Raw genomic sequence first — 3269 nt, 5'->3', positions numbered from 1 at the left:
TCGTACGTGTTGCGTTTGGCCGGTACCGGCCCGGAAGTCGACGTCAGCCGATTGCTGCCGGCATCAATGGTGTTGAGGTAGCTGTTCGGTCCGACAGTTAACTTTGTGCGGTTCCCGTTCGCGTCGTATTCAAAACGTTGACTGGTAGTGGCGCTGTCGAAGCCGATCAGGCGATCGCGTCCATCGTAGAAATACCGTTGGTCGAGCCTGCCTGGCGTTGCGTTTCCTTTATGCGTCATCGACACGATCCGCCCGGCTGCGTCATAACTGAGCGTGCGTACTGAACCACCAGCCGCCAGGTGCCCCAGCGGATAACTGACCAGGCGGTTTTCAAGGTCGAACTGGCGTTCGTATTTGTTGGGGCTGGCCGCAGTGTGATTTCCCCACACCCATGACCGCACCACGCCGAACGGCTGATACGTCAACTCACTCAAAATCGTGATACGCGCAGTATTCGGGCGCGTCAGCCCCAGGGCCGACGGTTTCCCATTGCTGTCGTAAGTAATGTCGATGCGATTGCCGCTGGGGTAGGTCATCGACGTGACATGCCCAACGGCGCTGCCCGTGCTGCCGTAGGTATAGGCAGTCACGAAGCGCCTCGACGCCGCTCCGTTCGTTTGTTCCTTTCTCAACAGCCTTCCCAAACCGTCGTAGGCGTACACTGTTTTTCCCGCCTCATCCGTCATGACCGTTACCCGGCCCGCTGCGGGCGTGCCGGCCGCGCCATACTCGAACGTGCTGGCGCCGATGCCGGTCACCCTGCCCGCCGCGTCGTAGCGATAATCAGTCTTGCGCCCAGCCGCATCCAGGCTCGATATCGCATTCCCCGCCCCGTCGAACTGCGTGCTCGTGGTACCGGTATCGGGGCTGATCAACGCCGTTTGCTGGCCCAGCCCATTGACGACATAGCGCGTCTGCAAGCGGCGCGGATCGAGCACGGAGGCAAGCTGATCCTGCGGCGTGTAGGCGTAGTCGATCATTGCCGGCTTGCCCGTGGCATCCGGCGCAGGCAGCGTCTGTTGTATCAGACGGTTGAACGTGTCGTAAGTTCCCTTGTTGGCGCGCGCCAGTGGATCGATGCTCGCCGTCAGGTTGCCGACGGCGTCGTATTCGAAGCGCGCGCCCGGGTCGTTCGCGCTTTTCTGCTCCCGCTGCAAACGGTTGAGCGCATCGAAGGCGCGCGTAGTCTGCGCCACCAGTTTGCCGTTCGGATCTTTCACTTCCTGGCGCACGGTATTGCCCATCGCATCGAGCGTGAAGCCGATGCTGTTGCCGGCGCGGTCGCGCAAGCCGATCAGGCGGTGGGCATCGTCGTAGCTGTATTCCAGTACCGCGCCATCGGGTGCTGTCATGCGGATCAGTTGGCCCGCCACGTCGTACTCGTAGCGCGTGGTTTCGGCCTGTGCATTGGCCGCGCGGACGGTGCTGGAGATCAAGCGCTGGCGCGCATCGTATTCGGATTCAACGATCCGGCCATTCGGATGCGCGATCTTGGTTGGCAAGCCTTCCTCGGTGTATGCGAGGTAGGTGGTAACTTCGCCAACGCCGTTGCGTATGCTTGCCAGGTCGCCGGGACGGTGGCTTGCGCTGCTATCGGCGTAATAGCTCATGCTGGCCGATTCGGCCTTGCCATCGGCGTCAAGCGGACCGCTACTGGTCAGCAACTGTCCGCTGGGATTGTAGGTGTAGCGCCATTCCTGGACCGGGCCGGTCCCTGCCGCCGCGAATCCAAGGGCGCCGTTGCTGTCATTGCTCGCCTGGACCGTGGCGCGGCAGACGACGGCAATCGGCTTTGCATTCGGCAGCAGCGCGCCGCCGGCGCATTCCACCACGTTGCCGGCGGCGTCGCGCTGGCCGTTGTAGACCTTCGTTTCCAGGCGTGCCGGCGCGGCAGTGGCAACGGCCAACGCAACATCGGGATGCCAGCGTGTACTGGTTTTGCGCGCGCCTGCTGGAAGCGCGCTGTCGATGCTGGTGGGACACGCGGCGCCTTTGGCCAATCCTGTGATGCGTGCCATCTCGGTTCCACGCAGCGGGTCGCTGATCAGGCAACTCTTGTTACCGTTGAAGTCGGTCTGGCTCGTCACATCGCCCTTGGCGCTATAGGTCCTGGCACTGGCGCTGGCGGCGCAACCGGCGCCGGCGGGCTGGCTTTGCGCGACAATCCGGCCCGTGCCGTCGGTGCCGAAGGCAAGGTCCATGGTGCGGCGGCTGCCGAGCGGATCGATCACGATGCGGCTGCTGCGGCTGGGGTACTCGAAGGTGTATCGCCCAGCGCCGCCGGCGTGTTCCGACAGCACCGCCCTGCCGTCGACGTTGTAAGCGTAGGTGGCAAAGCGCTTGCCATGTTCGTCGGTGATGCCGGTCAGCAGAAAGCGCTGGTTGGGGTCCTCGTAGTGGTATGTGCGCGACGATATCTCTGCGCCGGAGCGGTCGAGGAAATGCACGCCCACCAGTCGCTCCATGCCTTCAATTGGCCCAGAGCCGGGAATGTCCGCCTGCTCGTATTCGTAGCGCACGCCGCCGCTGGCGCCGGAGATCGAGGCGATGGTGTTGCCTTCCCATTTGATCGTTACACGCCGGCCACTGGCGCTGGAAATGTCGCTGAGCTGGTTGTTCGCGTTATATACATACTGCGTGACCAAGCCGTCGCGGGTATGCGCGCTGGTGAGTCTGAACGTATCATTTACTTTGGTAAAGCGTTCGACCGTGCCGTCGGGTGTCGTCAGTAGCCAGCCGGCGTCGTCACCTTGTGCCACCAGAGCCATGCTCCGGTCGTAGTCGGAGCGATACGTGCCGTCGCGCTGGCGCGAGAACTGGAAATAGCTGCCGTCGCTGAGGGCGCCGCTGACTGTGGGCCTGTTGGGGCCTCCGAACTCGCGGCGAGCGTAAAAGGCGCGCTCGAAAGAAAACGACCAGCCCGCGCCGGCCGATTGGCCGAGCCCGTTTTCGCGAACGCTGCGGTAGGTGCGCTTGATATGCAGTGCCGCTTCGGGGCCAGCGACCAGGTCGGTTTCATGCTGGACTTTGGCGCCGCTGGTGAATTGCACCGGGTTTCCTGAGGAACCCTGGCATGTCAAGGGTACGGCAACCTCGGGTTGTTCCTTGCGACAGACTCCTTGGGAGTATGCGTTGTATCCGGGTTTGCATCTCAACAAGGTACTTCCATGCCAGCTCACACCGCCTACCACCAGAAAGTGCGGGTAGATGCATTTGTACCAATCGCGACGATTTTCATACGGTTCGATCGCCTTCAGCTGCGTTCCCAT

General features: G+C 62.5%; 1 protein-coding gene. It reads right to left on the bottom strand.

Annotated elements, in window-relative coordinates; genetic code table 11:
- The coding region (locus tag F1735_RS32820) for a DUF6531 domain-containing protein (RefSeq protein WP_167241101.1) at window positions 1-3269 on the bottom strand (3269 nt) is incomplete at both ends.

Origin of the sequence: Massilia genomosp. 1, assembly GCF_011682185.1 — a bacterium.
GTDB classification, from domain to species: domain Bacteria; phylum Pseudomonadota; class Gammaproteobacteria; order Burkholderiales; family Burkholderiaceae_D; genus Telluria_A; species Telluria_A rubra.
Note: the sequence above shows the minus strand (reverse complement) of the source record. Positions and strands in the feature narration are given on the sequence as shown.